General features: G+C 45.7%; 23 protein-coding genes. 5 read left to right on the top strand and 18 right to left on the bottom strand.

The window, feature by feature from the left end; translation table 11 throughout:
• Nucleotides 1-96: 96 nt before the first annotated feature.
• The 4 genes from KCTCHS21_RS11905 to KCTCHS21_RS11890 all read right to left on the bottom strand — a co-directional run bounded on the left by KCTCHS21_RS11905 (nt 97) and on the right by KCTCHS21_RS11890 (nt 4,593).
• Nucleotides 97-528, bottom strand: a complete 432-nt coding sequence (locus KCTCHS21_RS11905; protein WP_130608048.1) for an RbsD/FucU family protein — start codon at nt 526-528, stop codon at nt 97-99.
• A gap of 23 nt (nt 529-551) precedes the next feature.
• Entirely contained in the window at nt 552-2,012 is a 1,461-nt protein-coding gene (locus KCTCHS21_RS11900; RefSeq protein WP_130616469.1) for a rhamnulokinase, read from the bottom strand.
• A gap of 54 nt (nt 2,013-2,066) precedes the next feature.
• On the bottom strand, nt 2,067-2,723 hold the full coding sequence (locus tag KCTCHS21_RS11895; protein ID WP_130608045.1) for a class II aldolase/adducin family protein: 657 nt from the start codon (nt 2,721-2,723) through the stop codon (nt 2,067-2,069).
• Nucleotides 2,724-2,802: 79 nt separating this feature from the next.
• Complete coding sequence (locus tag KCTCHS21_RS11890; RefSeq protein WP_130608042.1) at nt 2,803-4,593, bottom strand: L-fucose isomerase; 1,791 nt, start codon at nt 4,591-4,593, stop codon at nt 2,803-2,805.
• Between the two features lie 125 nt (nt 4,594-4,718).
• On the opposite strand from KCTCHS21_RS11890, the gene KCTCHS21_RS11885 reads away from it, so the two are divergent.
• Nucleotides 4,719-5,732, top strand: a complete 1,014-nt coding sequence (locus KCTCHS21_RS11885) for a LacI family DNA-binding transcriptional regulator (protein ID WP_130608039.1) — start codon at nt 4,719-4,721, stop codon at nt 5,730-5,732.
• A gap of 370 nt (nt 5,733-6,102) precedes the next feature.
• On the opposite strand, the gene KCTCHS21_RS11875 is transcribed toward KCTCHS21_RS11885, so the two are convergent.
• The 6 genes from KCTCHS21_RS11875 to KCTCHS21_RS11850 form a co-directional block, all read right to left on the bottom strand.
• Complete coding sequence (locus KCTCHS21_RS11875; protein WP_130608033.1) at nt 6,103-6,861, bottom strand: exo-alpha-sialidase; 759 nt, start codon at nt 6,859-6,861, stop codon at nt 6,103-6,105.
• Between the two features lie 45 nt (nt 6,862-6,906).
• Nucleotides 6,907-7,491 carry a nitroreductase family protein gene (locus KCTCHS21_RS11870; RefSeq protein WP_130608030.1) on the bottom strand — a complete coding sequence of 195 codons (585 nt, stop codon included), beginning with the start codon at nt 7,489-7,491 and terminating at the stop codon, nt 6,907-6,909.
• A gap of 86 nt (nt 7,492-7,577) precedes the next feature.
• Nucleotides 7,578-9,500, bottom strand: a complete 1,923-nt coding sequence (locus KCTCHS21_RS11865; protein ID WP_130608027.1) for an ABC transporter ATP-binding protein — start codon at nt 9,498-9,500, stop codon at nt 7,578-7,580.
• The gene (locus KCTCHS21_RS11860) at nt 9,497-11,236 is read right to left on the bottom strand and encodes an ABC transporter ATP-binding protein (RefSeq protein WP_130608024.1); all 1,740 of its coding nucleotides are present in this window, start codon (nt 11,234-11,236) and stop codon (nt 9,497-9,499) included. The genes KCTCHS21_RS11865 and KCTCHS21_RS11860 overlap by 4 nt, the downstream gene beginning before the upstream one ends.
• Nucleotides 11,237-11,473: 237 nt before the next feature.
• Nucleotides 11,474-11,755 carry a DUF3817 domain-containing protein gene (locus KCTCHS21_RS11855; RefSeq protein ID WP_130608021.1) on the bottom strand — a complete coding sequence of 94 codons (282 nt, stop codon included), beginning with the start codon at nt 11,753-11,755 and terminating at the stop codon, nt 11,474-11,476.
• A gap of 54 nt (nt 11,756-11,809) precedes the next feature.
• Complete coding sequence (locus KCTCHS21_RS11850) at nt 11,810-12,766, bottom strand: RluA family pseudouridine synthase (RefSeq protein ID WP_130608018.1); 957 nt, start codon at nt 12,764-12,766, stop codon at nt 11,810-11,812.
• Nucleotides 12,767-13,137: 371 nt separating this feature from the next.
• Here KCTCHS21_RS11850 and KCTCHS21_RS11845 point away from each other — a divergent pair, with 371 nt between their 5' ends.
• The 3 genes from KCTCHS21_RS11845 (at nt 13,138) to KCTCHS21_RS11835 (ending at nt 16,621) form a co-directional block, all read left to right on the top strand.
• Nucleotides 13,138-13,458: a hypothetical protein gene (locus KCTCHS21_RS11845; protein ID WP_130608013.1), complete on the top strand. Its 321-nt coding sequence runs from the start codon at nt 13,138-13,140 to the stop codon at nt 13,456-13,458.
• A 228-nt stretch (nt 13,459-13,686) separates the two neighbouring features.
• A complete protein-coding gene (locus KCTCHS21_RS11840) occupies nt 13,687-14,895 on the top strand; it encodes a quaternary amine ABC transporter ATP-binding protein (protein ID WP_130608010.1) in 1,209 nt (402 codons plus the stop codon).
• Entirely contained in the window at nt 14,888-16,621 is a 1,734-nt protein-coding gene (locus tag KCTCHS21_RS11835; protein ID WP_130608007.1) for a glycine betaine ABC transporter substrate-binding protein, read from the top strand. Before KCTCHS21_RS11840 ends, KCTCHS21_RS11835 begins: the two co-directional genes overlap by 8 nt.
• 81 nt (nt 16,622-16,702) lie before the next feature.
• On the opposite strand, the gene KCTCHS21_RS11830 is transcribed toward KCTCHS21_RS11835, so the two are convergent.
• From KCTCHS21_RS11830 to fsa, 3 genes are read right to left on the bottom strand one after another with little or no spacing between them, the layout of a single operon-like run.
• The gene (locus tag KCTCHS21_RS11830) at nt 16,703-17,509 is read right to left on the bottom strand and encodes a pyruvate, water dikinase regulatory protein (RefSeq protein WP_130608004.1); all 807 of its coding nucleotides are present in this window, start codon (nt 17,507-17,509) and stop codon (nt 16,703-16,705) included.
• Between the two features lie 11 nt (nt 17,510-17,520).
• Nucleotides 17,521-18,168: a helix-turn-helix transcriptional regulator gene (locus tag KCTCHS21_RS11825; RefSeq protein WP_130608000.1), complete on the bottom strand. Its 648-nt coding sequence runs from the start codon at nt 18,166-18,168 to the stop codon at nt 17,521-17,523.
• Nucleotides 18,169-18,216: 48 nt separating this feature from the next.
• Complete coding sequence (fsa, locus tag KCTCHS21_RS11820; protein ID WP_130607997.1) at nt 18,217-18,870, bottom strand: fructose-6-phosphate aldolase; 654 nt, start codon at nt 18,868-18,870, stop codon at nt 18,217-18,219.
• 252 nt (nt 18,871-19,122) lie between these two features.
• Between fsa and add the strand changes: the two genes are divergently transcribed.
• Nucleotides 19,123-20,202, top strand: a complete 1,080-nt coding sequence (gene add / locus KCTCHS21_RS11815) for an adenosine deaminase (protein WP_130607994.1) — start codon at nt 19,123-19,125, stop codon at nt 20,200-20,202.
• A 797-nt stretch (nt 20,203-20,999) separates the two neighbouring features.
• Here add and KCTCHS21_RS11810 read toward each other — a convergent pair.
• The 5 genes from KCTCHS21_RS11810 to KCTCHS21_RS11790 form a co-directional block, all read right to left on the bottom strand.
• Nucleotides 21,000-21,644 (bottom strand): bifunctional 4-hydroxy-2-oxoglutarate aldolase/2-dehydro-3-deoxy-phosphogluconate aldolase, encoded by a 645-nt coding sequence (locus KCTCHS21_RS11810; protein WP_130607990.1) that lies wholly within the window; start codon nt 21,642-21,644, stop codon nt 21,000-21,002.
• A 155-nt stretch (nt 21,645-21,799) separates the two neighbouring features.
• Nucleotides 21,800-22,861: a mannonate dehydratase gene (gene uxuA, locus KCTCHS21_RS11805; protein ID WP_130607987.1), complete on the bottom strand. Its 1,062-nt coding sequence runs from the start codon at nt 22,859-22,861 to the stop codon at nt 21,800-21,802.
• Nucleotides 22,862-22,895: 34 nt separating this feature from the next.
• Nucleotides 22,896-23,663 carry an SDR family oxidoreductase gene (locus tag KCTCHS21_RS11800; protein ID WP_130607984.1) on the bottom strand — a complete coding sequence of 256 codons (768 nt, stop codon included), beginning with the start codon at nt 23,661-23,663 and terminating at the stop codon, nt 22,896-22,898.
• Nucleotides 23,660-24,517, bottom strand: coding sequence for an AraC family transcriptional regulator (locus KCTCHS21_RS11795; RefSeq protein WP_130607979.1), 858 nt, complete (start codon nt 24,515-24,517; stop codon nt 23,660-23,662). Before KCTCHS21_RS11795 ends, KCTCHS21_RS11800 begins: the two co-directional genes overlap by 4 nt.
• Nucleotides 24,510-25,379 carry a sugar phosphate isomerase/epimerase family protein gene (locus tag KCTCHS21_RS11790; RefSeq protein WP_130616468.1) on the bottom strand — a complete coding sequence of 290 codons (870 nt, stop codon included), beginning with the start codon at nt 25,377-25,379 and terminating at the stop codon, nt 24,510-24,512. The genes KCTCHS21_RS11795 and KCTCHS21_RS11790 overlap by 8 nt, the downstream gene beginning before the upstream one ends.
• Nucleotides 25,380-25,392: the final 13 nt, after the last annotated feature.

Genomic DNA, 25,392 nt, shown 5'->3' with positions numbered 1-25,392 from the left:
CACGTAATGACTTTTATATAAATATAGGGGCTGCCCCTTCAGTCTTTTCAGACCTTCTGGGACAGCCCCCGATACTGCAAGCTAATAATATAATAGTTACTCCTTAATAACGCCCTTTTTCAAGATCAGGTTCGCATACAGCGCCCCTTCACCCGTCGCTATTACAGCATAAGCTCGCTTGGCTCTTTCGTAAAAAGCAAACCGTTCTACTTCCTCGAAAGGTGCTGTTAATCCCGTACGAGCTTCAATAATCTCTGCATAAGTGCTCCAAATAGGTGTCTCAACCGTGTCACCAGGCACAATCTGCATGAGTGATACAGGCTTATCTACATAGGGATCCAACGGAAACAAGCGAAGTATGGCATCGAGCAATTCCGTTATGCCGTGTCCGTCTGCCCGTATTAATCTTTGAGCATGGCTGGCTCCTGGAAAGTTGCCGTCTGCGATGACGATTTCATCGCTATGCCCCATCTCCATTAATACTTTAAGCAATTCAGGCGATATTAAGCTCGATATCCCGATTAACATACGCAATCCCCTCCACAGCTATATCAAACTATACCGAAACCAATGAAGGCCTCATAAGCATTTGTCCAGCTTGCATCGCTGTCAGGCTCGTAAACATCAATTGGAAAAGAAGCTGCAACGAGCTGCCGAGCTTCCCGCAAATCCTTGCATTCCCCTAGTGCGACGAGCTGCATGAGCATATTGCCGATGGCGCTAGCTTCAATCGGACCCGCCCACACCGGCTTACCTAACGCATTCGCGGTAAATTGGCAAAGCAGCTGATTTTGTATGCCGCCTCCAACCATATGCAGGCCGGGAAATTGAGTAGCTGTTAGCCGCTCCGCTTGCTCTAACGCTTGACGATAACGTAAAGCCAGGCTCTCCAGTATACAACGAATGATTTCTCCCTTTGTTTGCGGGAGTGGCTGATTCGTTTCTTCGCAGAAAGCGTGGATTTTCCCTACCATTCCTCCAGGGGAGAAAAACCGTGGATCATCCGGATGAATGAGACTGCGGAAAGGAGCAGCCTGCTCAGCCATCTTTACTAACTCAGGGAAACTAGTTTCTTGACCTTGCTCATCCCATTCTCGTTTGCATTCCTGTAGAAGCCATAGACCCATAATGTTTTTGAGCAGTTGATAGGTTTCCCCAACGCCGCCTTCGTTAGAGAAATTAAGCTGTAACGTCTCGTCACTTAGCAAAGGCTGTAACATTTCCGTACCTAGCAGTGACCAAGTTCCGCATACTAGAAAGGCGAATGGCTCATCCCCCGCCGGTACTGCAGCAATCGCAGATTCTGTATCGTGGGTTCCAACAGCAACCGCCTGAAGGGCAGGAACTCCTAATTCAGCAGTCACGGCTGGAGTCAAAGGACCAATGATTGTACCTGGATGAACTGGCTCCATGAACAGTCTAGGAGGAATGCCTAGCTTCTCCATTAATTCCGCGTTCCATTCTTGTGTACCCGGATGATAGAGCTGTGTTGTAGTCGCCATTGTGAACTCACAAGACTTAATACCAGTTAATAAATAAGTCAGTAAATCTGGAGTTAGCAGCAAGGTTTGAGCGATATCAAGCTTTGGAGAAGCCGCCTTCTTCATCGCATAGAGCTGATACAGTGTATTAAAGGGCATAAACTGCAATCCACTTTGGAGAAACAGAGCCTCTTCACCAACTAATCCGCTTACTTCCTCAATTAAGCCTTCTGTATGTGAATCACGGTAATGATAGGGATTACCTAGCAATTCGTCGTTCGCATCCAGCAATCCAAAATCTACACCCCAAGTATCGATACCGAACGTAGAAGGCGAATGACCATTTTGAAAAGCAAGACGTATTCCCTTCTTCATCTCATGCAGCAGCCGCAAAATATCCCAATGAAGGTGATCGCCAACTTGAATCGCATGGTTAGGAAAGCGGTGAACCTCCGTTACCACAAGCTTCTGCGTACCATCAGGGACAGGTCCTAGCCGACCGATTACCGCCCGTCCGCTGCTTGCTCCCATATCGAATGCCAATACTGTTGTCACTGAGTCATCTCCTCTCCTAAGCGAGAGCTTCTATTTCATTTTCTGCAGCAATTCGATGCGATAAGCTTCGCTTTCTAGTGAAGCGATTTCCTCAAATTCTTCCTTTGTCAGCACTTTCGGCTCTTTGATCGCCTTAGCAATCAGGTAGATTTTTGAGCTCTCCTCAACGACTTCTGTGCGGTAATAAGCTTCGCGCAGATTACGTCCCGTTGTTACCAAGCCATGGTTGCCTAGCAGAATCGAGGCATGTTCGATTTTGGCAACTACTGCATCCGCCAGCTTATCAGTCGTTGGCAGCACATAATCTACATAAACGGTTTTACCAACTAGCGCAGCTTGGTCCGGGAACATGATTGGCAGATCTTTCTCAACTAGTGTAAAAGCAATACAGTAAGGCGGGTGAGTGTGCACCATAGCGCCGATATTTGGATTTTGACGATACGCATATAGATGCATAAGCACTTCGGATGATGGACGAAGACCGATGTCGGTAATATGACCAGTTTCGATATCCACCTCTACCCATTGCTCAGGCTTGATTTCATCCAATGCAAACCCGCTTGGTGACAGATACATTTTCCCTTCAAAGCGAGCGCTTAGATTTCCTCCTGGTCCTACGACTAGCTTGTTGGCGACAGTTTTTTGCGCGTATTTACATAATTCCTCACGGATAGCTTGGCTGCTCATATGTTTTTTCCCCATTCTATGGACAGACAACGTCCGTCCGCCTTAGAAGGCAGACGGTAGTTGTCGTCGTATTTTTATTTTATTTGTATAATGGCCCAAAATTACTGCATGCACGGTAGTCAGCGCTCTCTGCATTGTCCGTACCGAACAAGCCCCAGACGCGAGGACGGAACACTTGATCCTCAGATACGTTATGCATACTTACAGGAATACGTAGCATTGAAGCTAGAGTAATCAGATCAGCACCAATATGTCCGAAGCTGATTGATCCGTGGTTAGCGCCCCAAGTGTCCATAACGTTGTAAACACTAGTAAACGAACCTTTGCCCGTTAAAATAGGTGCGAACCAAGTCGTTGGCCACGTAGAATCCGTGCGCTTATCGAGAGTGTCGTGAACGTCAGCTGGCAGCTCAACGGAATAGCCTTCAGCAATTTGCAGCACTGGACCAATTCCTTTGACCAGATTGAGGCGCGACATTGTCAATGGCATACCGCCACGAGTTAGGAAGTCTGAGGAGTACCCGCCCCCACGGAAATATTCAACAGAAGCTGGACGCCATGACGTTTCATTAAGACACTTTTGTGCTTCTTCTTCAGAGATTTCCCAGAACGGCTTCATAGCTGGCTTGCCATTCTTTGTTTGCTCTCCTGTTCCGTCCATCGTGGCGGAGCCTGAATTGATCAGATGCAAGATTCCGTTCTCAGCAGCACCTGTAAGCTTATGCCCTGTTACTCGCTCGACTGAATCTGCACTCCAGTAAGTACGCACGTCTGCAAAAATTTGTGCCGTGTTTGTAAGCAGATTTCCGAATAGCATAACCGCTCCATTTAGGCTGTCGTTTTCCGTTGCAACCATATACGGCGCGCGGACACCATTCCAATCGAACGAGGAATTAAGAATCGTTTCCATGAAATCTCCGTTAGGAAAATGATCCGTCCATTGACGTTGACCTTGGAATCCAGAAACGATAGCATTGTGCCCCTGTGCTTCCTCGCCAAAATCAAGCTCAGCCAAACGAGGGTTACCGATCATTAAATCACGGGCAATTATGGTCATTTTAACAACTGTTTCCCAATCCTGATCCTTCTTCTCCCGGGAGGTTTGTAGCCGCTCAGGGTTATTGTCTGGACCTTCAATGCAATTCACTTTCACCCAAGCAAGCGCTTTCTCATATTCCACTGGATCATAAATATTTTCTTCAATACGACGTACAAATTCACTCATATCTATATACTCGGTGCGCAAGCCTAAATATTCTTGGAAGAAGCTATCGCTAACGATTGAACCCGCGATACCCATGGATACTGAGCCCATCGATAAGTAGGATTTGCCTTTCATAAGAGCTACAGCAAGTCCCGCTCTTGCAAAGCCAAGTAGCTTGCCTTTTACATCCTCCGGCACTTCTGTGGAGCCAGCATCCTGTACGTCATTTCCATAGATGCCGAATGCAGGTAATCCCTTTTGTGCATAGGCAGACAATACAGCAGCAAGATATACTGCACCAGGGCGCTCAGTACCGTTAAAGCCCCAAACCGCTTTAGGAACGGAAGCGTCCATATCCATCGTCTCAGTTCCATAACACCAGCATGGAGTAACTGTTATCGATACGCCAACATTTTCTCTAGCAAACTTGCTTGCTGCTGCTGCTGACTCTGCAACACCACCAATAGTCGAATCCGCTATAACGCATTCAACTGGTGAACCATCCGGATAACGTAGATTTTCAGAAAGGAGCTTGGCTACACCTTTAGCCATATTCATTGTTTGATCCTCTAGTGATTCACGAACACCCTTACGTCTTCCATCGATCGTAGGTCGAATACCGATCTTAGGGAATCCACCATTCCATCTATAATGCTGCTGTGTCATCTCGAGAACCTCCATTGTTTTGAAAATAATGTTACCGATAACATTAAATTATCAGGGTAATGGCTTGATGTCAATTCTTTAATTTTGTAAGATAAGAGAAACGATTAAAGAAAAGGAGCGCACTTATGGTTACGATATACGATATTGCGGCCAAAGCTGGCGTCTCCGCAATGACAGTTTCTAGGGTTATCAATAACACTGGGAAAATAAGTGACAAAACTCGGACAAAGGTTCGTCGGGTTATGGAAGAGTTGAACTATGTTCCGAATCACATGGCCCGCAGCCTTGTGCTGCAGCAGAGCAATCTGTTATTCCTGCTTATTACGGACATTACTAACCCTTTCTATACGACTGTAGCCCGGGGAGCCGAGGATGCCGCCAAAAAATATGGCTATCGCCTGCTATTCGGAAACTCTGATGAAAGTGTGGAGAAGGAAAAGGATTATATCGATACTATTCTGGCCACAAGAGCCGATGGCGTCTTGGTTGCTCCAGCGGGTGATCCATCGTTGCCTCACCTAGAAACGCTGCGCAGACACCAGGTTCCCTTTGTGCTTCTTGATCGCGAGGTTCCAGGAATGGACAGCGACATTGTGCTTGGGGATAGTAAGGAGGGTGCCCGCAAGCTGGTGAATCATTTAGTTTCGCAAGGTCATCAAAGGATTGCTTTGATTAATGGCTCGCCCTATGTTTCTAGCGCACGCTTGAGGCTTGAAGGGTATCGCGAGGCGTTGAAATTAAATGATCTTCCTTACAATGATTCATATGTTCTGGAAACAGCCTTCGAGCCTAGAAGCGACTTGTCCGATATCGCGGCATGGCTGGATCGCATGGACCCTTTGCCAACAGCGATCGTAGCGGGGAACAATGTGCTAGGAGTTGAGGTTATTCGAACATTGGGTAATCGTGGGATCGATGTGCCAGAACAAATGTCCCTAGTTTGCTTCGACGACTTGGGTCCTTATTCTGAAATTGATCCCTTTCTAACTGTTGTCGCTCAGCAAGCCTACCAATTCGGTTATCTTGGCATGCAAATGCTCGTAGAACGTATTCAAGAACGCGGGGAAACAGGCATACCTTGGAAAAAAATCGTTCTGCCAGCTGAATTAATCGTCCGCCGCTCGGTGACTGTTATTTAGCCGACAGAACGATATGTCGGTCTTAAGGGTGTTGATGAGGGGGTGTGCGGAGGGGCTGAAACTATTTGTGTTACTACGCCCTTCCCTAAGCCTGCTAACCCTGCTAACCCTGCTAACCCTTCTAACCCTTCTAACCCTTCTAACCCTTCTAACCCTCCTATTCTTCCTAAGCTCTCTTTGCCTCCCGATGGTAAGAGTTATTCGGATCTTCGCTTAGCTTCTCACCAACCGTAACTCTACCAAACCACCTTATTGGTATCACATTTCCTAACTGTAGCCAATAATTATTCGATACTCCTCTTTCTCCTCTCCAATAGTTGCTACAATTCCAAAGTTTTCTCCTAACAATTCAATTACCCACCTTCTCTCTTTAGTAACATCTGCTCTTTGTTTTATTTTGTTTTGTTTTTTTGTTTTGCGACGATGGGGCGAGATTTCCGGCGGAGGGGCGCTCTTCGTTGCGTTTTGCGACGATGGGGACGGGTTTCCCGGCGATGGGATGCTCATTGTTGCGTTTTGCGACAATGACGGGGTGGTTCTCGCCGAAGTGGCGCTCATTGTTGTGTTTTGCGACAATGGCGATTAGTTTCTCGGCAGAGCGGCGCTCATTGTTGCGTTTTGCGACGATGGCGGAAAGTTTCTCAGCAGAACGGCGCTCATTGTTGCGTTTTGCGACTATGGCGACGGGTTTCTCGGCGGAGGAGCGCCTATTGTTGTGTTTTGTGACGACGGAGACTAGTTTCTCGGCAGAGCGTCGCCCATCGTTGCGTTTTGTGACGATGGGGACGGGGTTCCCGGCGGTGGAGCGCCTATTGTTGCTTTTTGCGACGATGGGGACGGGGTTCCCGGCGGTGGAGCGCCTATTGTTGCTTTTTGCGACGATGACGACGGGGTTCCCGGCGAAGGAGCGCCTATTGTTGCTTTTTGCGACGATGACGACGGGGTTCCCGGCGAAGGAGCGCCTATTGTTGCGTTTTGCGACGATAGCGACGGGGTTCCCAGCGATGGGACGCTCATCGTTGCGTTTTGCGACGATAAAGAGAGGTTTCCCAGCAGTGCGACGCTCATCGTTGCGTTTTGCGACGATGGCGACGGGTTTCCCGGCGCTTACCACGCAAAAAAGAGCCAATCCCCGCCACTTTTGCGGGAGGATTGACTCTTTTTTAAGACAAGTTTAACCTTCCAGCCAGACTGTCTTCTCAGCTGCTGGAGTTCTTTTGCCGACAGGCTGATCCATGTCGGGGTATCCGATATAAATAAGGCCGATCACCTGTTCGTTCCCTTCAAATCCGAACGCTTGCTTCACCTTCGGATGATACGCAGGGTCGCCGGTGCGCCATACTGCTCCTAGACCATTAGCATGCGCGGTCAGAAGCAGATTCTGCACGGACGAGTGCGCTGCTGCTAGCTCTTCAGCAAGCAGAGCCCGTGGGTTATCTGATGGCACACATACCGCAGCAATTACTACTGGAGATCTGTATGCTTTAGCCACTTCCTTTTCCAGACGTAGCTTGCGTTCCTCCTCAGGTAACTCCTGAATCTGAACACTCTCTTCCGCAATGTCGGCATAAGCCTGACCCAGTACCCGTCTACCTTCACCCGTCATTACGATAAACTTCCAAGGCTCAGTTCCAAAATGATTAGGAGCCCAAACAGCCGCTTCAATAAGCTTCTCAATTTGCTCCTTAGGAACTGGCTCATCCTTAACTCTACCTATACTCCGACGTCCTCGGATGATTTCCTCTAAACTAGCTGACATTTACATCTTCCCTCTCGTCTCGCTGCCAACTTACGTATCCCTAATGAATGTACGTATTAAGTATCAGCTTATTTGTCCATGGGCTCTCATCCCACGCTTTTCTGGATACCTCCGCCAACAAATTGACTGTTGTACAAGTCGGCGTAGAAACCATTTTGAGCAAGCAATTCATTATGAGTGCCCTTCTCAATAATACTGCCCTGATTCATCACAAGAATCAAGTCTGCATCTCTAATCGTCGACAAACGGTGAGCAATAACGAAGCTGGTTCTTCCCTGCATCAGCTCATGCATAGCCTTCTGGATATAAACCTCTGTTCGTGTATCTACGCTACTCGTAGCTTCATCTAGAATCAAAATAGCAGGATCAGCCAATATTGCCCGCGCAATCGTCAGAAGCTGCTTCTGTCCTTGCGACAGATTGGATGCTTCTTCATTTAACACTGTATCATAGCCTTCTGGCAAGGTACGAATAAAATGATCTGCATGTGCTGCTTTAGCAGCCCCAACAATTTCTTCCTCGGAAACACCTTCTCGACCATACGCGATATTGTCACGAATCGTTCCGTTGAACAGCCATGTGTCCTGCAGCACCATTCCGAACAAGCTTCGCAGATTGCCCCGCTTCATTCGAGTAATATCGAGTCCATCTATCGTGATGCTACCGTCATTAATTTCATAAAATCTCATCAGCAGATTAACCAATGTTGTTTTTCCTGCACCAGTCGGTCCAACGATAGCAACCATCTGACCACTCTTAACATCGATATCCATGTTCTCGATGAGCATTGCGTCTTCCTTATAACCAAAGCTGACGTTGCGCAGAGCGACATCACCTTTTGGCGAAGCTAGCTTAACATCTGTATCATTAGCAGCCTCAAGGACTTCCTCCTCCTCATCCAACAATTCGAATACACGTTCAGCCGATGCAATTGTCGATTGAATGATATTCGCGATGTTCGCAGTTTGCACTAACGGCATCGAAAACTGTCTAGCATACTGAATGAAGGCTTGGATATTACCAATAGAAATCGTGCCTCGTGTAACCATAATTCCGCCAACAACACTAATAAATACGTATCCGATATTGCTGACCATGCTCATGAGGGGCATAATGTTCCCTGAAATAAATTGTGCTTTCCAACCTGAGACATAGAGTCGTTCGTTAATTTTATCGAATTTAGCTACTGAAATTTCTTCCTGTCCATAAGCCTTAACAATCTTGTGTCCTGAATACATTTCCTCAACATGACCGTTCAACTGCCCCAATTCCATCTGCTGAGCTTTAAAATGATTCTGAGACCGACTAGCTGCACCTCTAATCACAATCATAGACAGCGGAAGCGTCAGAAGAAGAATCAGTGTAAGCCAAGGGCTTATCGTAAGCATCATAACGATGACGCCCAGTATCGTAATGACTGATGTGATGAGCTGAGTTAGACTTTGTTGTAACGTATTACTAATATTATCGACATCATTAACGGCACGGCTTAGAATTTCACCATTCGTGCGGCTATCGAAAAATTTAAGAGGAAGCTTGCCCAGCTTGGCATTCACTTCATTGCGTAACCCATATACTGTCTTTTGGGCCACACCAGCCATGAGGAATTGTTGGATATAGCTGAAAATAGAGCTGACGACATACAACCCAGCAAGGAAAACGACAATTTGCCATATGCCAGCAATATCAAAATGTGCGTTCGGATCACCATTAATCTTGCCCATCATACCTTCGAACAGCTTAGTGGTCGCATTCCCCAGCACTTTAGGACTGTAGATTGCAAAGGCGGTGCTAAGAACAGCCGTTACAAGCACGGCTAACAGTTTAAACCGCTGAGGACGTAAATAGCCCATTAGCCTGCGAAGCGTTCCTTTGAAGTTTTTGGCTTTCTGAACGGGCATCCCCATACCACCCATGCCACCCATTGGGCCGCCCATCGGACCTCTTCCCGGTCCTCCCGACGCAGGTCCTCTACTCGCTCCCTGATGCTCTTGACGTTGCTCACTCATGCGATTTCCTCCTCGGATAGCTGCGAAGAAACAATCTCGCGGTAGACGCTGCAGCTTTCCATCAATTCCCGATGATTCCCATTACCAACGATTCGTCCCTCATCCAACACGAGAATCCGATCGGCATCCATAACCGTGCTCACCCGTTGAGCTACAATGATAACCGTCGCTTCTGTCGTTTCACTTCTTAACGCTGCACGTAGCTTCGCATCTGTCTTGAAGTCTAGCGCGGAGAAGCTGTCATCGAACAAATAAATTAACGGTTTCCGGACAAGAGCTCTGGCAATAGACAAGCGTTGCTTCTGTCCGCCGGACAAATTCGATCCACCCTGAGAGATGGGTGAAGCATACCCCTCAGGCATTCCCGTAATGAAATCATTCGCCTGCGCAGTTATGGCCGCTTGGCTAATTTCATCTTCTGTAGCATCCGTTTTGCCATAGCGAATATTATCTGAAACCGAGCCTGTGAATAGCAAAGCCTTTTGTGGCACAAGTCCAATTTTTGAGCGCAGCTCATCGATAGACAGATCACGAACATCGCTACCATCTATTCGCACAGCTCCCAGTTCAATATCATAAAACCTAGGTATTAAGCTTATTAAAGTTGATTTCCCAGATCCCGTTCCTCCAATAATGGCAGTTACCTCTCCAGGTGAAGCCTGAAAGGAAATCCCCTCAATGGCTGGCGTCTCCGCACCCGGATAACGGAATGACACATTGTCGAACTCCACCAAACCTCGAGCGTTCTGCTCTTCCCCTTGTACGTTTCCTTCACCCTTTTTCCCTACAATAACAGGCTCCGTATTTAGAACCTCATTAATTCTGACCGCTGAAGCGGAGGCACGAGGAACCATAACAAACATCATAGATACCATCAGAAGTGAGAACATGATTTGCATGGCGTATTGCAGAAATGCCATAAGATCGCCAACCTGCATATTACCTTCACTAACTCTAATTCCTCCAAACCATATTATCGCAATGGATGAAAAGTTAAGAATCAGCATCATCATAGGCATCATGAACGCCATAATTTGATTCACTTTAATTGCAGTTTGCGTCAGATCATGGTTCGCTTCTTTAAAACGTTTAGTCTCGTGCTCGAAACGATTAAATGAGCGAATAACCCGGATGCCCGTCAAACCTTCACGCAGCACCAAATTAATTTTATCAATTTTCTTCTGCATTACCTTGAAATAAGGGATACCTTTACTCGCAATCAGAAATATCGTCAGGGCTAGAATCGGAATAGCTCCTACGAAAACGAGCGACAGATGAGCATCCTTAGATATGGCCATAATTAGACCACCGATACACATCATTGGCGCGGCTACCATTAGGCGCATCATCATCATAAGAACTGTCTGCACCTGAGTAATGTCGTTGGTCGTTCTAGTAATAAGTGATGCCGTACCTATCTTATCGAATTCCTGTAATGAGAAGTTCTCAACATGACGAAATGTCTTACTGCGAACATCTCTGCCAAAGCCGGAAGCGATACGCGAGGAGACGTAGCTAGCAGTAATGGAAACGATAGTTCCTACAATGGTTACCGCGAGCATGAATCCACCGATTTTCCAGATGTACGGGATATTTCCTTTTACTACGCCATCATTAATGATGTCAGCCATCAAGGTTGGCAAATAAAGCTCGCTTAATGACTGCAACAAAATCAGCACCATTACCGCGGCTACAGCCCAACGATAAGGCTTTAGAAATCGAAAGAGCTTCAGCATTTTTCATCATCTCCGCTATACTGTATATGTAAAAACTATTATATGGTTAGATTATGAACTGAATATGAACGGAACACAAATCGCCAACCGATCGGCAAATTCTAGATAAGCTAATATAGATGAATATATAGGATACTCCATATATTGTTCAAAATATGTGCAAAAAAAAGACCGCTTAGGATATTTCCCCCAAACGGTCGCTCAATAGCAGCGAATGATGATGTCCAAATTTCTATCTTAACGAATCTTACGGTCCAATAAAACAGGACCAAAGGGCAGAAAAGCAGCTATGACTGCCACTAGTGACATTCCTAAAGAAAGCTTGCGTGCGATAAAAGCATTGAGAATGGCTAATAAATACAGCGCGAATAAAAAGCCATGAATGATTCCGACTATTTTAACAGGTTCAGGAGTATCAAATGCATATTTAAGAGGCATTGCAATCAAGAGCAGGATCAAGAAAGATCCTGCTTCGAAATAACCGATAAACCGTAATCGTTTGATTGGTGTGCTGAGCATATGGCTAACCTCCGGCATGTCCAGAATTTCTCAAGGTGTCTCTACGCGTTCAAACTACAAATTCACATGCAATCCAATTCGTTCCGCGACAACACGCATTTCCGATGGCAAAGGGGCTTTGAACTCCCTTTCACCTGGAAGAACGATACGCCAAGCATGAAGCAATTGATAATTCACGTCACCGAAACGTTTTCCACCATACTTAATGTCACCTAGAAGTGAATGTCCGATATCCTGAAAATGGGTACGTATTTGGTGGGTTCGCCCGCTTATAAGCTCGATCTCCACCAATGAGTAGGCATTGCCCGTCTGCAGCACGCGATACCGAGTTTCTGCTGACTTCACCTGATCCGCTCCGCCATGACGTTCGATGTTCGTTTTATCACCAACGACATGTGTACGATTTTTTTTCTCATCGCGAATTAGCTCGCCGGATAGTATTCCTTCACCCTCCAGACGACCCTCAACGATTGTTACGTAATACTTCTGGAGCTCATGCTTCTGAATCCATTGATTTAATTGATGCAGCATCCCCGCAGTCTTACCCACAAGGATGATACCACTTGTGTTCCGATCAAGTCGATTCGCTGTAGCAGGCATGAATAAAGGGCTATCTAGTTCACCCTTACGATATAGGTAAGCATGTACACGATTAACGAGCGTATCTTTCTGATCCGCCTGATCGGGATGCGTAAGCATTCCAACTGGCTTATTCACGACCATAAGCTCTGCATCCTCGTATATGACATTAATGTTAGCATTAACTCCTACGTATTTCGTCTTCTTCTGACCAATACTGGCTTCCTGATAGGCTGCTTCTTCAACATAAAGAACTAACTCATCACCAGCGACAAGCTCGTAGTTCTGATTTTTCCTTTTACCATTTACCTTTACTTTCCCATTATCAATCATCTTATATATTTGTCCTAATGGGATATTCGGCATTAAGCTTCTTAGATATCTATGTAGCCTTTTACCGCCTTCCGACGGGGTAACCTTGCGATTAATCATAAATTTCTATCTCCTCTGACTGTGCGGAATACGAATTTGTATAACTTGATTATAATTGCCAAGCCCCATTCGCACAAAGTTAATCCACCAATAGATCCAACTTTCTCCCCATCTTCATGCAAATTGTCAAAAAACGTACCACAATGAGACACACTTTTGTAAGCATAAACTGCTGACTCGGTCCTTTCACTGCATTCAATGTTTAAGTCGGAGACATATCAGATAAGTATCGAAAATTCTATACTTCCTGATATGGTAAAAAAATTTTGTGAGAAGGTATAATTTTTTTAGGAAAGTTACCCAAATCGTTCAATTGTGTGGTATACTGAAAGCGCTACCAAGCAACATCATTCTAAGGGGGAATTGGAACGATGAATGTAGCACTGCAGGAGAAAAATGTGTACGAGGATTTCGAGCCGCGTCAAGACACGTTATTCTTCAAAGTCGGAGCACATGGATTAATTAGCTTTCACGGACGGAATTACAACATTAAAAAAAGACTGTCCGCCGATGAAAGAAATAATCTCATTACGGACTCGGCGACTTTCTTCCGGGTTTCGTCAGATTGCTATGTCAATGTAAAGAACATCTCTGTTATTGGCGACCATGATATTTTCTTTGGTGACACATCCAAGAGACTTTCCTGCTCCCAAAGAAAACAACAAATGATTCGTCAAATGCTGGATAAGTAATATCCAAAAACCTTACTCTACGAACAAAGCCTGGTTCAACCACTGGGGATTTAATCCCTCTTGGTTGAACCAGGCTTTGTTTATTTTTTCTTCTTTTTAATAGTAAAGATAGCACAACTAGACCCTAACATCGTCATTGTTCAACTTTCCCATGTTTAATTATTCCTTGATATGTTTAATCTAACTCTTAACTAAAAATGATGAGCAATCATTTAATGTGGAGGACTTATGGCTATCGTAGAAGTGAAGGATTTAACTAAAATTTTTGGAGCTGAGCCCGACAAGGCACTGGCCTTACTCGCGCAAGGACTATCCAAAAAGGAAATTTTCGAGAAAACGAAACACACAATTGGGGTTAACAAGGTTAGCTTCCATATTGAAGAAGGTGAAATTTTCGTCATTATGGGGCTTTCCGGCAGCGGAAAATCCACTTTAGTGCGCTTGCTCAACCGGTTGATTGAACCGACAAGTGGAAGCGTCTTGATTAAGGGGAAAAATATCGTTTCTATGAATCCTCAGCAGCTGAGGGATGTTCGACGTCAAAGCATGGCTATGGTATTTCAGAAATTCGCCTTATTCCCTCACAAGAGCATCGTAGAGAACATTGAATACGGCTTAGAGATTAAAGGCATGGAGAAACAGACCCGGCGCGACAAAGCATTACATTCTCTCCAACTCGTTGGCCTACAAGGATTAGAAAATAGTTACCCTGACCAGCTAAGCGGAGGTATGCAGCAGCGTGTCGGACTGGCTAGAGCCTTAGCCAATGAACCGGATATTCTCTTAATGGACGAAGCCTTCAGCGCTCTTGATCCGCTTATCCGTAGAGACATGCAGGACGAGCTGCTGGAGCTTCAACAAAATTTGAAAAAAACGATTATTTTCATCACCCACGATCTCGATGAAGCACTTCGAATAGGTGACCGGGTAGCCCTGATGCGAGATGGCTCTGTCGTACAGATCGGTACTCCAGAAGAAATTATGATCAATCCCGCCAATAAATATGTAGCCCGATTCGTCGAGGATGTTGATTTGTCTAAGGTGCTTACTGCATCCCACGTTATGCGCAGACCTGAAACGATTAGCCCTGATCGCGGCCCTCGGGTCGCACTTCAGCTCATGCATGAAAGCGGGGTTTCTAATCTCTATGTCGTAGACAAATCCAAAAGGCTAATAGGCGCCATCTCAGCCGAGGATGCATCAGAAGCTATTCGTAAAGGACAAAGCTTAATGGATATCGTAGTCCGTGATGTGCCTGTTTTTCGTCCTGATCAGCTATTAAACGAGCTATTCGAGGTCGTTGGAAACACGCGTATTCCAGCAGCTGTAGTGGGAGAAAACGGAAGACTTCTTGGCATCATAATACGTGGCGCAGTTCTTGCTGCCCTCACCAGCAGTACGCCCAATGTCGAAGTAGGAGGTGATCAGAATGCCTAAACTTCCGTTAGATCGCTGGGTCGAAGGTATCGTTGATTGGCTCGCAATAAATTTAAGCTTTATATTTGATCTTCTTTCCTCTGTTATCGGAGGAACGGTAGATGCATTTTCTAATCTTTTTCACATCTTGCCGGCTTGGGTTGTCATTATCTTACTCGCAGCTTTAGCTTATCGTCTTGGACGTTGGACATTAGCATTGTTTGCAATCATTGGTCTGGTTCTTATTTGGAATTTGGGCTATTGGGATTCAACTATGGACACCTCAGCGTTAGTTCTAACTGCATCCTTGCTCTCTATAATAGTCGGACTTCCACTTGGCATAGCCTGCGCCAGAAGCCGCAAGCTGCAAAGTATCTTAACTCCCCTGCTGGATTTCATGCAAACGATGCCGGCTTTCGTTTATTTAATTCCTGCGGTAACCTTTTTCGGCTTAGGCGTTGTTCCTGGTGTCATTGCTTCTGTCATATTCTCGATATCACCTACAATCCGCTTAACCAATCTGGGAATTCAACAGGTGCCTGAAGATTTAATTGAAGCGGCTAATGCTTTTGGGTCTACTCCTCGCCAGAAGCTGCTGCAGGTTCAACTCCCCTTAGCTATGCCTAACATTATGGCGGGAATCAATCAGACGATTATGCTTTCCTTGTCCATGGTCGTTATCGCCTCTATGATTGGTGCGCAAGGGGTTGGGGCAGATGTCTATCGGTCGGTTACCCAGCTTAATACAGGTAAAGGCTTTGAAGCCGGGCTAGCCATTGTCATTCTTGCTATTCTACTCGACCGAATGTCGCAAAAAGTAATTACCCCTAATCGTCGAGGAAAAAAACAAGGGTTCAAGAAGGCAATTACGATTTCAATCAGCCTGATCATTATTCTTGTCGCATCCTGGGCTTACACATACATCGAGAACGGTAGTAGTAAAAGTGGGAATCGAGTAGGAGATCAAGTCGGCTATCGAATTATCGGTATTGATCCCGGATCTGGCTTGATGAAAGCTTCGGCTAAAGCCATTGAAGATTACGAGCTAGCTGAGTGGAAGCTGCTAGAGGGCTCCGGCACAGCGATGACAGCCGCCCTAGACAAAGCATATAAAGCCAAAGAGCCAATCATCGTAACGGCGTGGACGCCCCATTGGATGTTCGTTAAATACGACCTGAAGTATTTGGAAGATCCTAAACAATCATTCGGAGGAAGCGAGCAAATACATACGATCGTTCGCCTAAACCTGAACAAAGACCATCCTACAGCGTACCGCTTCATGGACCAATTTAATTGGAAGCCTGCTGATATGGAGAAGGTCATGATTCTCATAAGTGGAGGAGCAACACCAGATGAAGCAGCAGCTCAGTGGGTGAAGGAAAACCCTGATTTGGTCCAATCGTGGATCAAGGACATTCCTGCCGTCTCGGGTCAAAAGCTTAAGCTTGCTTATGTCGCATGGGATTCGGAAATTGCGAGTACCCACGTCATCAAAAATGTTCTGGAAAACAAGCTGGGGTACAAAGTGGATATGCTGCAAGTAGAGATTGGCCCGATGTGGGCTGGAATTGCTAATGGAGATGCAGACGCCATGATCGCTGCTTGGCTCCCAACAACCTCCATTGATTATTATAATAAGTATAAAGGAAAGTTCGAGGATTTAGGTCCAAACCTCTCAGGAACTAAGCTTGGTTTCGTCGTACCGAAGTATATGGACATCGACTCGATTGAAGATCTGAAGAAATAACTCGCCTTGTGGTTTAAGAGTTAAAAAAAGTCGTCCGGAGCAGTAAGGTTCACTGCCTCCGGGCGACTTTTGTTGTAAAAATTAAGGAACCAATAATTCCATAATGAGCCCTGAAGTCTCTTCTATAGCCTTTTCTGTTACATCAATAATCGGACATTTCAGCCTCTCCATAATGTCAGAGGCGAATTTCAGCTCTTTCTCGATACGATCCATAGATGCATAGTTCGCTTGGCTAGGTAGGCCTAATGCCTTGAGACGTTCCGTACGAATTTTAAGCAGCCTTTCCGGCTGCATCGATAGACCAACGACAAGATTGGTTGCCGTGAACAGCTCCTGCGGCGGCTTAACCTCAATCGTTAACGGATAGTTGGCTGTCTTAATCCCTTTGTGAGCTAAGTAGATGCTAAGTGGCGTTTTGGATGTACGGGACACTCCTACAAGCACGACTTGGGCTTGCAGCAGACCTCGTGCATCTTTACCGTCATCATACTTAACTGCAAACTCAACTGCCTCTATTTTCCGATAATAGTTCTCGTCCATCTCATGCAGCAATCCAGGCTTGTACTTAGGGGAATCATTAAACGTATCAATAAAGGCTTGCATCATCGGCCCCATCACGTCGATAGCTCGGACACCGAGTTTTATCGTTTCTTCACGCATAGTCTCACGCAGCTCGGGCTGAACAAGCGTATAGGCAATAAAGCCACCAGCCTGCAATGCTTCATGAATGATGGATTTAATCTCATCCTCGTGCTTGATATTGCCATATCTTTTTATTTTGACCTGCTCGGTAGCGAATTGACGCGCCGTCGCTCTCGCAACGGCTTCTGCAGTTTCCCCGACTGCATCTGAGCATACAAATATAACCTTCTGAAATTGCTCCGACATCCTGTCTCCCCCTACTCAGCGATAAACCCCGAGGTCAAGTCCACCAACGCCTGTGTCATGTTGGTTTTGGTAATTCGCCCGACCACCTCTAAGCGGTTGTGGTCACCGTGAGAGACAACAACCGGCATACCCCCTACTTGATGATGCAGCATTTTTTTGGCAGCTTCGAGCACCGTATCATCTGGAGAAACCAATGCAAGGCGAGGCGCTCTTGTCATCACCATACTAATTGGGATGGCCGCCGCATTCGGATTGCCCAACGTTACTTTAAGCAAATCCTTAAGGGATACCATGCCCGTGAGAGCTCCCTGCTCGTCTGTAACCGTCAAGAAACCGGTATTCTCTACGAATAAAGAGATGACAGCATCGTTTACCGTGGCGCTCTCTACAATGACTACAGGTCGATTCATAACATCTCTGACCTTCAGATTCATGAGCTTCTCGCTCTGCTGGCCTTCAGATGTCATGACTTTCCCTAGAAAATAGCCTACCTTAGGCTTAGCATCAATGTAGCCAAGCATGACTAACACAGACAAATCCGACCTGATGGTCGGACGGCTGATTCCCAAGCACTCGGCGATTTGCTCGCCGGTGATTGGGGCATGCTTTTTAATTATATCGATAATCGTTAGTTGTCTTACTGTGAGTTCGATATTGATCTCACTCCTTTACGACTGCTCGGATCCAGCATAAGGTTCATATCCCTATTAGCCTTGTACCTTTGGAACCTTCTCCCAGTCCTTAAGGAAACGATCGATACCATTATCCGTCAACGGATGCTTCCATAGTACAGGGAGCAATGTTCCAGGAATTGTAGCAATATGAGCTCCAGCCAAAGCAGCCTGCTCGAAATGTCCAATATGACGAATACTTGCCGCAATAATTTCGGAAGCTAGTCCATATTGATCCAATACTTGGCGAAGGTTTCTTACAAGTGCCATACCATCAACGCCGATATCATCTAAACGGCCAACGAAAGGACTAATATAAGTAGCGCCTGCTTTGGCAGCCAATAATCCTTGTGCAACACTGAAGATCAGCGTAACGTTCGTTTTGATGCCTTCTTGAGATAGCTGATGCGTAGCTTCTAACCCCGCTTCGGTCATCGGAAGCTTAATGACAACGTTCGGTGCCCATTGTGCGATTTCATGTGCTTCCTTCAGCATGCCTTCTACATCGAGACTAATAACCTCTGCGCTAACTGGTCCTTCTACGATAGCACAGATTTCCTTGATCACATCTTTGAAAATACGGCCTTCTTTAGCGATCAGGCTCGGATTCGTTGTAACGCCATCCACCAAGCCGAGTTTAACGATTCTTTTGATCTCTTCCACATTGCCTGTATCCAAATAAAATTTCATATTCTGTATATCCTCCCTAGATTAAATCTTTTAGATGCTATTTATGGTATACCACAAACCTATATATGATACAATATTTAATTAAAAAGTTTTATATGTTGTCATAATAATGTTTTATAGTTAGTTTATTTTTTCCATTCGATGCGAATCGTAATAAACTTAACAAAAATATGACACAACGTATTAAAACATATAATAAATTAGAAAATTATGTTATATTGATTCACACGATCAAAGGGAGGCTTTTGTAAAATGGATATGTCAAGACTATTAAAGATTTTACCGAAGGTAGATCTGCACGTACATCTTGACGGTTGCATTAAGCCGGATACCTTAATAAAACTCGCCAATGATCAAGGAAAGTCCTTGCCCTCTTACGATACTGAAGAACTAATTCCTCTCGTTCAAGTCGTTGAAGACTGCCCTAATCTTACGGAATACTTGTCGAAGTTCGATTTCGTGTTACCCTTTCTTCAAACAGGCGAAGCATTGGAGCAGACTGCCTATGAGGCTGTAGAGCAAGCACATGAACATAACATTAAATATATCGAGGTTCGTTTTGCCCCGCTGCTCCACCGCGAAAATGGACTAACTACCGATGATACCATTCACCATGTTATTGAAGGATTAAAGCGAGGCGAAGCAAGCTTCGGGATCAAATCCCGGGTTATCGCCATCTGTATGAGAAACCATACGGTCGAGGAAAACCTGCAGGTTATCGAAGCCGCATCCCACTTCATTGGTCATGGTCTTGTAGCTGTCGATTTGGCTGGAGACGAAACGTCATTTCCCGCAGCATTGTTCAGAGAAGTGTTTGAGCTTGCGCAAAACCTCAACATCCCAATCACGATTCATGCAGGCGAAGCCGCTGGTCCCTCAAACATTGAAGAAGCAGCTATCCGACTAGGAGCTCAGAGAATCGGACACGGTGTGAGATTGAACGAAGACAAAAATATATTCAACTTAATTCGGGATCAACAAATTCCCCTTGAGCTTTGTCCGACAAGCAACATCCAGACCAAAGCAGTCAGCGGTTGGGACGCTTATCCCATAAAGGATTATTACGATCAAGGGATTATTTGTACGGTTAATACTGATAACCCTGGTGTATCCGGAACAAATATAACAAAGGAATATCAGCTGCTCACGGAGAAATTCGGATTTACCTTGCACGAAATTACCGTACTCATTTTAAATGGAGTCGAGGCATCTTTCCTCCCTGCCGACGAGAAGGCCGCTTTAAAACGAGATTTCGAAGAAATACTAACTACATTAGGCGTATATGACTTAACTGATTTTTCGAAGAAACTACAAGATGACCCAAATGGGTAACTCGGGGCAGCATGGCCACGAACCAGTTGCTCGAATATTTCGAAGAGCTCTTTCACAATTAGGCCTTCCGTAGCTTCGTTGCTCGATTATTTCGAATACCTCCACTACAAACATGCCTTACGGGGTCCTGTTGTTCGATTATTTCGAACAACTCCTCACTATCGCGCCCTTTCACAAACCAGTTGCTCGAATATTTCGTATACCTCGCTCCAATCGTGCCACTCCGCAACACCGTTGTTCGATTATTTCGTATACCTCCTCACTATCGCGCCCTTTCACAAACCAGTTGCTCGAATATTTCGAATACCTCCACTACAAACATGCCTTACGGGATCCTGTTGTTCGATTATTTCGAACAACTCCTTACAATCGTGCCACTCCGCAACCCTGTTACTCGAATATTTCGTATAACTCGCTCCATTCGTTCCCCTCCGCTACACCGTTATTCGATTATTTCGTATTACTCCTCACAATCGTGCTACTCCGCAACCCTTTTACTTGAATATTTCGTATACCTCGCTCCAATCGTGCCCTTCGCAACCCAATTGCTCGAATAATTCGTATAACTCTCTTCAATCTTGCCACTCCACAACCAGTTGCTCGATTATCTCGTACAACTCCTCACATTCGCGCCTTCCACAAACCTGTTACTCGAATATTTCGTACAGCTCAAAAAAGGGCCATCCCTAGGTCGCAATTGACCTTTCTGGGACAGCCCTCACTAACAAATCTCTTAATTTATAGCGTGTATTTTCCTCCCCGACAAGACACCAGCCTTAACGGAAAAGTGAATAACCTCACACCGATTTTATTCCCTGTACCTCATTAACGAACGATCGGGCCAGCTGGCTCAGCTCATCGAATTTGCCTTCCTTCACCAGCTGCGTATCGATCAGCTTTCCGCCTAAGCCGACTGCAATCGCTCCCGCTTCTAAGACTGAGTTAATATTTTGCAGGGTCACGCCGCCAGTCGCAATCATAGGAATGTTGTTCAATGGCCCACGGACTTCTTTCAAATAGTTAATTCCCAGCGAGCCCATTGGAAACAATTTGACCGCAGATGCCCCTGCCTTATAGGCACGAACGATTTCCGTCGGAGTCATAGTACCCGGCCAAACCTCCACACCTTGCTCCACGCCATAATAAATCACTTCTTCATCTAAATTAGGGGAAATGAGATATTCAGCACCCGCCGCTACCGCTTCCTTGGCTTGTCCCAAATCAAGAACGGTACCCGCTCCTATACGCAAACGGCCCTCAAAGTCTGAGCGAAGCTTCGATATCATTTTTAGTGCGCCATCTGTATTTAAGGTAACCTCAAGGAGTACAATTCCCCCATCAGCTAACGCTTTAGCTGTTGCATTGATGGACTCTACGGGAATTCCGCGAGCAATCGCCACTATTTTTTCACGGGACAGGATTTGCATGATTTCTGAAGGCATCAAAATAATCTCCTTTAATGGGGATAAGGTATCGTAATGTTTCGAATCCTTGTTTAACTAACGTACCCCATTCTACCATCACTGTCCACTCGATGAAAGCAACGACTTACCAAATATCCCCTGCACGCAAGCTACAATAGAGGCACCAGGAGCTTCTACTCCTTATTCAAAGCAGCTCTCTCTTTAGTTAAAGCCTCCCACATGCCATTCAGATAAACAGCGCCCAATGCCCTGTCATATAACCCGTACCCTGGCTTCCCGGTTTCTCCCCAAATCATGCGGCCATGATCAGGACGGACAGGTCCAGCATAGTTTACATCGCGTAAGGCTCGGACGATCTCGGCCATATCCAGAGAGCCAGCAGAAGATAAATGAGCGGATTCTTGAAAAGAACGTTCACCTGTATGCTTGATATTACGTGCATGCATGAAATTAATTTTGCCAGCCGCTCCGAAGTGACGAATAAGAGCAGGCAGATCATTATCCGGATTTGCTCCAAGTGAACCGCTACAGAGGCAAAGCCCATTGACCGGATGGTCATACAAGCCGACAAATCTTTGCAAAGCTGCTTCATCCTTAATGATGCGCGGAAGCCCGAAGATTGGCCAAGGTGGATCATCCGGATGGATAGCCATTAATACTCCAACCTCCTCCGCAATCGGCATAATCGCCTTCACGAAGTAGGATAGATTGTCCCACAGCTTTTCTTCATCTACAGTAGAATATTGCTCGAACAGTACCCGCAGATCCTCTTTCCTATAGCTGCTATCCCAACCAGGTAGCTGTAATTCACCACTTAGCGGATTCATACGTCTGACTACTTCCTCTTCGTAGATCAGTGCATTTGAACCATCCTCTAACTCGTAATCCAGCTGTGACCTTGTCCAATCGAACACAGGCATAAAATTGTAGCAAACAATTCCAATCCCAGCATGAGCAAGATTGCGCAGTGTTTTTCCGTAATTCTCAATATATTGGTCGCGTCCAGGCAATCCGAGCTTTATATGCTCATGTACAGGCACGCTCTCAATGACACTTAAAGATAGCCCAGCCGCTTCAATCTTCTCCTTAAGCTGAACAATACTCTCCAGCGGCCATTCCTCTCCTACAGGTACGTCATAGATCGCGCTAACAATGCCTGTAACCCCGGGAATTTGCCGAATTTGCCACAGTTTTACCGGATCATTTTCACCAAACCAACGAAATGTCATTTGCATGCTGTCAACACACCTCCTTAAGCCTTAATCTTCGTTATATCGTCATCGCTCCGAAACCACCATCAACCCTTAATAATGACCCGGTTACGTAGCTTGATGCTTTCTCGGAAGCCAAATAGACGACTGCTCCTTGCAGCTCCGTCGGATCTCCGAATCTTTTCATCGGGGTATGCGACATGATTGACGACACTCTCTCTTCAGAGAGAATCGTCCGATTTTGCTCCGCCGGGAAAAAGCCAGGTATGATAGCATTTACTCTTACACGAGCAGGCGCAAATTCCCTCGCAAGAAACTGGGTCATATTGTTTACCGCTGCTTTAGAAACCGAATAGGTAAACACCTTAGATAACGGGGTTGTAGATGACACCGATGAAAGATTAATAATGCTGCCACCTTGTCCCCGCTCAACCATATAACGGCCAAATACTTGGCATGATAGCATTAAGCTCTTGGCATTAACATCTATAATCCGGTCCCACTCTTCTTCCCCGATATCGAAAAAGGAAGTAGCGCTGTTCACGCCCGGACAATTGAGTAAAATATCAACTCCTCCCGTCCAAGCGGCCACCTCTTGAAGCAAATGCTCCAAATCAGCTTTACTCGTTGGCTCTACCGCATAGCAACGCGCCTTCCCGCCAGCAGATTCAATACGTTGCCTAATCGGCTCCGCATTATCCGCCTTGCGGCCTGTAAGGGCTACAGCCGCGCCATATGCTGCCAGCGCTTCCGCCATTGCACCACCTAATGATGAGGAGCCACCAATAACGACTGCCGTTCTGCCGCTCAGGTCAAATAAATTCAATTACCTTCCCCCTCTAGCTGTTTATGCAGTTGGCGATCCTTCTTCAATTCCTTCTTGTAACCTTCTGGAGTTATCTTGACTTGCTGCTTAAAAAGCCTGCTAAAATGCGCAAGATGCTTAAAGCCAAGTCGGAAGGATACTTCCGTTACCGATAAGCTTGGATGGAGCAGAAATAAGATTTTGGCTTCGTTAATGCGCTTGCGGTACACATATTCGAATAAAGTAACTCCCGTCACATCCTTGAAAATTTTGGCCAAATACGACTTGCTAAGATGAAGCTTGCTGTGCAGCAGCTCCATACTTAACTCATCGTCCATATAAACATCCTCAAGCAGCGCAATGATCTCCTGAACCGTCTTTTCTTTGTCAGAAGGAACCTCCCTCTGTTCCCCAAGAGGCTGCAAGCATTGATCATAAATAAAATGCAGCATATCCACGAATGCGAGAAGTAATCGGCTTTCCCCCACCTTGTCCCCGCGCTGCTGGTGACTTAGCATGACCAATAAAATTTGCTCAAGCTCCTCCTTCTCTTTGCCTCGCAAGCACAGTCTATAATTCTTAAACTGCTCGAAAGGTCTCATAACAGGAACGGCTTGAGGCAGCTCCAAATAGGGTCTTAAAATCGCGGGATCAAAATGAATAATCGACCGTATATAAGGAATTTCCGGGTCAACCTTCGGACAATGAAGAGTCATCCCATTCATCAATATTAAATCCCCAGGCGATAGGTTATAGATTTGATCACCGATTAAATAGTTGCATTTGCCCTCATGAAAATAATAAACCTCGTAAAAGGTATGAGAATGAAAGATAGGCTCAAACATCCCTATCGACCGATAATTAAACTCAAACATGCTGTAGCTCCGCCAATAAGTCTCCGATATAGGAAGAGAAGTTCTGAAGCATGTCGGCTGAATCAGCGAATTGTCTACTAAAATCCTCAACTCCCAAATAGCCCTCATAGCCAACAGCGAGCAAATCAGCGATCACCTGTCTCCAAGGAACCATCCCTTCCCTAAGTCCTTCCCAATCACTGTGCCAGATCGTACTGCCATCCTCAGCTTTACCTTGTATTTTCCATCCCGCATTTTTAATGTGCACATGAGCCAAATAGGGTCCCAGTATTTCCAGCGCCATCCGATAATTCTCAAAGCCTTCGTGTACCGTATTGCCAGGATCGAAGAGTACGCCAATGAATTGAGGGTCCAGCCCTTCAACCAATCTTCTTGCTCCGGATGCAGAAGCCGCCAGTGTGCCATGGTGAATCTCCACTAAGCCCTTAACCCCATACTGTCTGCAAAGCTCCTCAGACGCTTTCAAATAGACTAGCTCATCCTCAAATAACTCATTAAAAGGACGGTTGCGATCATAAGAATGGACTCCTAAGCGAATAAAGGGCGCACCCATATACTGAGCAGCCTTTAATACTTGCTCCGTTCCCACTATGTCGCCTGCCTGTAAATAAGGGGTGACGCTTACAGTTGTAAGACCCTGCAGCTCAGTTGCTCTCTTAAAGCGGTCCAATTCCACTTCACCGCCAGAAGGAGAAATGGTACATTGGTTGTTTCCCCAAAATGAAGGCACTTGGTTAGCTACATCTGCAGGAGTTTCCTTATAACGCCACTCGATTCCTTGTAGCCCCGCTTGCTTCGCCTTTGCAGCAAGCTCTTCTGGACTAAGCTCTGGTGTCGATACAGTAAATACCGATAGCTTAATCATAGAAATCTCT

It is taken from the genome of Cohnella abietis, assembly GCF_004295585.1.
Lineage (GTDB): Bacteria > Bacillota > Bacilli > Paenibacillales > Paenibacillaceae > Cohnella > Cohnella abietis.
Note: the sequence above shows the minus strand (reverse complement) of the source record. Positions and strands in the feature narration are given on the sequence as shown.

Excerpts from the sequence above, each read along its gene's own strand:
- KCTCHS21_RS11905 (WP_130608048.1), bottom strand. The coding sequence starts at position 528 with ATGTTAATCGGGATATCGAGCTTAATATCGCCTGAATTGCTTAAAGTA.
- KCTCHS21_RS11900 (WP_130616469.1), bottom strand. The coding sequence starts at position 2,012 with ATGGGAGCAAGCAGCGGACGGGCGGTAATCGGTCGGCTAGGACCTGTC.
- KCTCHS21_RS11895 (WP_130608045.1), bottom strand. The coding sequence starts at position 2,723 with ATGAGCAGCCAAGCTATCCGTGAGGAATTATGTAAATACGCGCAAAAA.
- KCTCHS21_RS11890 (WP_130608042.1), bottom strand. The coding sequence starts at position 4,593 with ATGACACAGCAGCATTATAGATGGAATGGTGGATTCCCTAAGATCGGT.
- KCTCHS21_RS11885 (WP_130608039.1), top strand. The coding sequence starts at position 4,719 with ATGGTTACGATATACGATATTGCGGCCAAAGCTGGCGTCTCCGCAATG.
- KCTCHS21_RS11870 (WP_130608030.1), bottom strand. The coding sequence starts at position 7,491 with ATGTCAGCTAGTTTAGAGGAAATCATCCGAGGACGTCGGAGTATAGGT.
- KCTCHS21_RS11865 (WP_130608027.1), bottom strand. The coding sequence starts at position 9,500 with ATGAGTGAGCAACGTCAAGAGCATCAGGGAGCGAGTAGAGGACCTGCG.
- KCTCHS21_RS11860 (WP_130608024.1), bottom strand. The coding sequence starts at position 11,236 with ATGCTGAAGCTCTTTCGATTTCTAAAGCCTTATCGTTGGGCTGTAGCC.
- KCTCHS21_RS11855 (WP_130608021.1), bottom strand. The coding sequence starts at position 11,755 with ATGCTCAGCACACCAATCAAACGATTACGGTTTATCGGTTATTTCGAA.
- KCTCHS21_RS11850 (WP_130608018.1), bottom strand. The coding sequence starts at position 12,766 with ATGATTAATCGCAAGGTTACCCCGTCGGAAGGCGGTAAAAGGCTACAT.
- KCTCHS21_RS11845 (WP_130608013.1), top strand. The coding sequence starts at position 13,138 with ATGAATGTAGCACTGCAGGAGAAAAATGTGTACGAGGATTTCGAGCCG.
- KCTCHS21_RS11840 (WP_130608010.1), top strand. The coding sequence starts at position 13,687 with ATGGCTATCGTAGAAGTGAAGGATTTAACTAAAATTTTTGGAGCTGAG.
- KCTCHS21_RS11835 (WP_130608007.1), top strand. The coding sequence starts at position 14,888 with ATGCCTAAACTTCCGTTAGATCGCTGGGTCGAAGGTATCGTTGATTGG.
- KCTCHS21_RS11830 (WP_130608004.1), bottom strand. The coding sequence starts at position 17,509 with ATGTCGGAGCAATTTCAGAAGGTTATATTTGTATGCTCAGATGCAGTC.
- fsa (WP_130607997.1), bottom strand. The coding sequence starts at position 18,870 with ATGAAATTTTATTTGGATACAGGCAATGTGGAAGAGATCAAAAGAATC.
- add (WP_130607994.1), top strand. The coding sequence starts at position 19,123 with ATGGATATGTCAAGACTATTAAAGATTTTACCGAAGGTAGATCTGCAC.
- KCTCHS21_RS11810 (WP_130607990.1), bottom strand. The coding sequence starts at position 21,644 with ATGCCTTCAGAAATCATGCAAATCCTGTCCCGTGAAAAAATAGTGGCG.
- uxuA (WP_130607987.1), bottom strand. The coding sequence starts at position 22,861 with ATGCAAATGACATTTCGTTGGTTTGGTGAAAATGATCCGGTAAAACTG.
- KCTCHS21_RS11795 (WP_130607979.1), bottom strand. The coding sequence starts at position 24,517 with ATGTTTGAGTTTAATTATCGGTCGATAGGGATGTTTGAGCCTATCTTT.